General features: G+C 74.1%; 5 protein-coding genes. 3 read left to right on the forward strand and 2 right to left on the reverse strand.

Annotation, left to right across the window (positions count from 1 at the left end):
* Window positions 1–225, reverse strand: a 225-nt coding sequence (locus HGCM_RS08515; protein WP_019136427.1) for a Clp protease N-terminal domain-containing protein, incomplete at its 3' end; no start/stop codon positions are given.
* Window positions 225–434: a hypothetical protein gene (locus HGCM_RS08520; protein WP_019136428.1), complete on the reverse strand. Its 210-nt coding sequence runs from the start codon at window positions 432–434 to the stop codon at window positions 225–227. The genes HGCM_RS08515 and HGCM_RS08520, both read right to left, overlap by 1 nt.
* A 204-nt stretch (window positions 435–638) precedes the next feature.
* Between HGCM_RS08520 and sucC the strand changes: the two genes are divergently transcribed.
* From sucC to HGCM_RS19800, 3 genes are all read left to right on the forward strand, one after another.
* Window positions 639–1,832 (forward strand): ADP-forming succinate--CoA ligase subunit beta, encoded by a 1,194-nt coding sequence (gene sucC / locus HGCM_RS08525; protein WP_019136429.1) that lies wholly within the window; start codon window positions 639–641, stop codon window positions 1,830–1,832.
* A 32-nt stretch (window positions 1,833–1,864) separates the two neighbouring features.
* Complete coding sequence (gene sucD, locus HGCM_RS08530; RefSeq protein ID WP_019136430.1) at window positions 1,865–2,758, forward strand: succinate--CoA ligase subunit alpha; 894 nt, start codon at window positions 1,865–1,867, stop codon at window positions 2,756–2,758.
* A gap of 160 nt (window positions 2,759–2,918) precedes the next feature.
* A partial coding sequence (locus HGCM_RS19800) for a cell division protein PerM (RefSeq protein ID WP_026075354.1) occupies window positions 2,919–3,380 on the forward strand: 462 nt, incomplete at its 3' end.

A 3,380-nucleotide genomic window follows, 5' to 3' on the forward strand; every position in this document is an offset into this window, starting at 1 on the left:
CTGCGGGTCGGGCCCGTCGGGGCGGCGGGCGGCGCGCACGCGGTCCTCCAGGGCGGCGTGGTCGACGCCGACCGACGCGAGCGCGCGGCCGGCGACGGACGCCTCGTCGTGCGCGAGCGCGAGCAGCAGGTGCTCGGGGCCGATCGCGTCGGCGTCCAGCGCCGCCGCGGCGCCCTGCGCGAGGGTGACGGCCCGGCGGGCGTCGGTGGTGAACCTCTCGAACATCAGCCGAACCTCTTCCCGTAGCGCTGGTGCACCGCCTGCTTGGTGACCCCGAGCGCGGCGGCGATCTCCTGCCAGGACCAGCCGAGGCGCCGGGCGCGCTCGACGTGCAGCGACTCGAGCCCGTCGGCGAGCGTGCGCAGCGCGAGCACCGCCCGCAGGCCCTCGCCCGGGTCGTCGGTGCCGGCCGCCGTGAGCGCGGTGTCGTTCATCCCGTCAAGATAGGTTGACGATCGGACGCCCGTCAAGACGGCTTGACGAGGCCGGTGCGCTGGCCGGGCCGAAGGTGTGACGAGGGTCTCGCCGAGAAGTTCTCTCGATGTCAAGGAACCTTCGTCCCGGGGCTACCATCGTTGCGGCGAAGCGGCCGGACCGGGTCGCTGGGCGCGCGGTCGACGAGAGGAACCGGGACCACAGTGGACCTGTTCGAGTACCAGGCACGAGACATCTTCGAGAAGCACGGCGTGCCCGTGCTCGGCGGCGTCGTCGCCACGACGCCGGACGAGGCGCGGGCCGCGGCGGAGCGGCTGCTCCCGGCCGACGGCGGCGTGGTCGTCGTCAAGGCGCAGGTGAAGACGGGCGGCCGCGGCAAGGCGGGCGGCGTCAAGCTCGCGCGGTCGGCGGACGAGGCGGCCGAGCGTGCCGGCGAGATCCTCGGCATGGACATCAAGGGCCACACCGTGCACCGCGTGATGGTCGCCGCGGGCGCCGCGATCGAGCAGGAGTACTACTTCTCCCTGCTGCTCGACCGCGCGGAGCGCCGGTACCTCGCGATGGCGAGCGTCGAGGGCGGCATGGAGATCGAGCAGCTCGCCGTCGAGCGCCCGGAGGCGCTCGCCCGCGTCGCCGTCGACCCGCGGGTCGGGATCGACGCCGCCACGGCCGAGCGGATCGTCGCGGCGGCGGGCTTCCCCGAGAAGACCTCGCCCGAGATCGCCGGCAAGGTCGCAGCCGTGCTGCAGAAGCTGTGGGACGTCTACCGCGAGGAGGACGCCACGCTCGTCGAGGTCAACCCGCTCGTCCTGACGAAGGACGGCGACGTCGTCGCGCTCGACGGGAAGGTCACGCTGGACGGCAACGCCGACTTCCGCCACGCGGACCACGCGGCGCTCGAGGACAAGGCCGCCGCCGACCCGCTCGAGGCGCGCGCCAAGGAGAAGGACCTCAACTACGTCAAGCTCGACGGCGAGGTCGGGATCATCGGCAACGGCGCCGGGCTCGTCATGAGCACGCTCGACGTCGTCGCGTACGCCGGCGAGGCCCACGGCGGGGTCAAGCCCGCCAACTTCCTCGACATCGGCGGCGGCGCGTCCGCCGAGGTGATGGCCGCAGGCCTCGACATCATCCTCACCGACCCCCAGGTGAAGTCGGTGTTCGTCAACGTGTTCGGCGGCATCACGGCGTGCGACGCGGTCGCGAACGGCATCGTCGCGGCGCTGGAGATCCTCGGGGACGAGGCGTCCAAGCCGCTGGTCGTGCGCCTGGACGGCAACAACGTGGTCGAGGGCCGCCGGATCCTCGCCGACGCCGCGCACCCCCTGGTGACGTTGGCCGACACGATGGACGGCGGCGCGGACAAGGCCGCCGAGCTGGCGCACGCCGCCGCCTGAGCCGGACGACAGACGAGAGAGAAGCAGACACCATGGCGATCTTCCTGACCGCGGACTCCAAGGTCATCGTCCAGGGCATGACCGGCTCCGAGGGCACCAAGCACACGACGCGCATGCTCGCGTCGGGCACGAACGTCGTCGGCGGCGTGAACCCGCGCAAGGCCGGCACCACGGTCGACTTCCCCGGCGCGGACGGCTCGAGCGTCGAGGTCCCCGTCTTCGGCACCGTCGCGGACGCCGTCGGCAAGACGGGCGCGGACGTGTCCGTCATCTTCGTGCCGCCGGCCCACACCAAGGCCGCGGTGGTCGAGGCGGTCGACGCGGGCGTGCCGCTCGTCGTCATCATCACCGAGGGTGTGCCGGTGGCCGACACGGCCGAGTTCTTCGCCTACGCCCAGGACAAGGGCGTGCGGCTCGTCGGCCCCAACTGCCCCGGCCTCATCAGCCCCGGGAAGTCGAACGTCGGCATCATCCCGGCGGACATCTCCGGCCCGGGCCGCATCGGGCTCGTCTCGAAGTCCGGCACGCTCACGTACCAGATGATGTACGAGCTGCGGGATTTCGGGTTCTCGTCCGCCGTCGGCATCGGGGGCGACCCGATCATCGGCACGACGCACATCGACGCCCTCGCCGCGTTCGAGGCCGACCCCGAGACGGATCTCATCGTCATGATCGGCGAGATCGGCGGCGACGCCGAGGAGCGGGCCGCCGCGTTCATCCAGGAGCACGTGACGAAGCCGGTCGTCGGCTACGTCGCCGGCTTCACCGCCCCGGAGGGCAAGACGATGGGCCACGCGGGCGCCATCGTCTCCGGCTCGTCGGGCACGGCGCAGGCCAAGAAGGAGGCGCTCGAGGCCGCGGGCGTCAAGGTCGGCAAGACGCCGTCCGAGACCGCCGCCCTCGCGCGGGAGCTGCTCAGCCGCTGACCGCGGCGTCGCGACGCGACCGGCACCCCCGCACGCCTCCGGGCGGCGGGGGTGTCGCGCGTCACGGGCCCGCACCCGCCGTGGCCGCCGGGCCGGCCGGGTCGGCGACGCGCCGGGCGAGGTCGCGTCGCGGGAGGCGTCGGGCGGTGACCATGGCCCGGTGAGCGCCGTCGGGACCCGCACCCAGCCGCCGCGCGGGCGGCGACCCGCGGGCTCCGAGTTCTTCACGTCCGAGATCGACGGCTCGCCGCGCTGGGTCGTCGGGGCCATCACCGGGGCGCAGGCCGCGGTGCTGTCCCTGCTCGCGCTCGTGCTGCCGGCCGTCGCGGTCTACGTGTCCACCGCGGCCGACCCGTCCAACGCCGGGGCGAGCTGGCTCGGCGCCGCCGGCGTGGGCGCGTCGCTGTGGCTCGCCGGCCACGGCGTCCCGCTGGCGGCCGCGGGAGCCGCCGTCACCCTCGTCCCGCTGGGGGTCACCGGGCTGGCGCTGTTCGCCTGCTACGCCTCCGCGCGGCGCTCCGGCTCCCCGACGTGGAGCGCGTTCGGCGCGACCGTGGGCGCGTACGCGGCCCTCGCGCTCGTCGTGGCGCTCGCGGTCGGCGACGGTCCCGCGGACCTCGCC

It is taken from the genome of Cellulomonas massiliensis JC225, assembly GCF_000312005.1.
Taxonomy (GTDB): Bacteria; Actinomycetota; Actinomycetes; order Actinomycetales; family Cellulomonadaceae; genus Cellulomonas; species Cellulomonas massiliensis.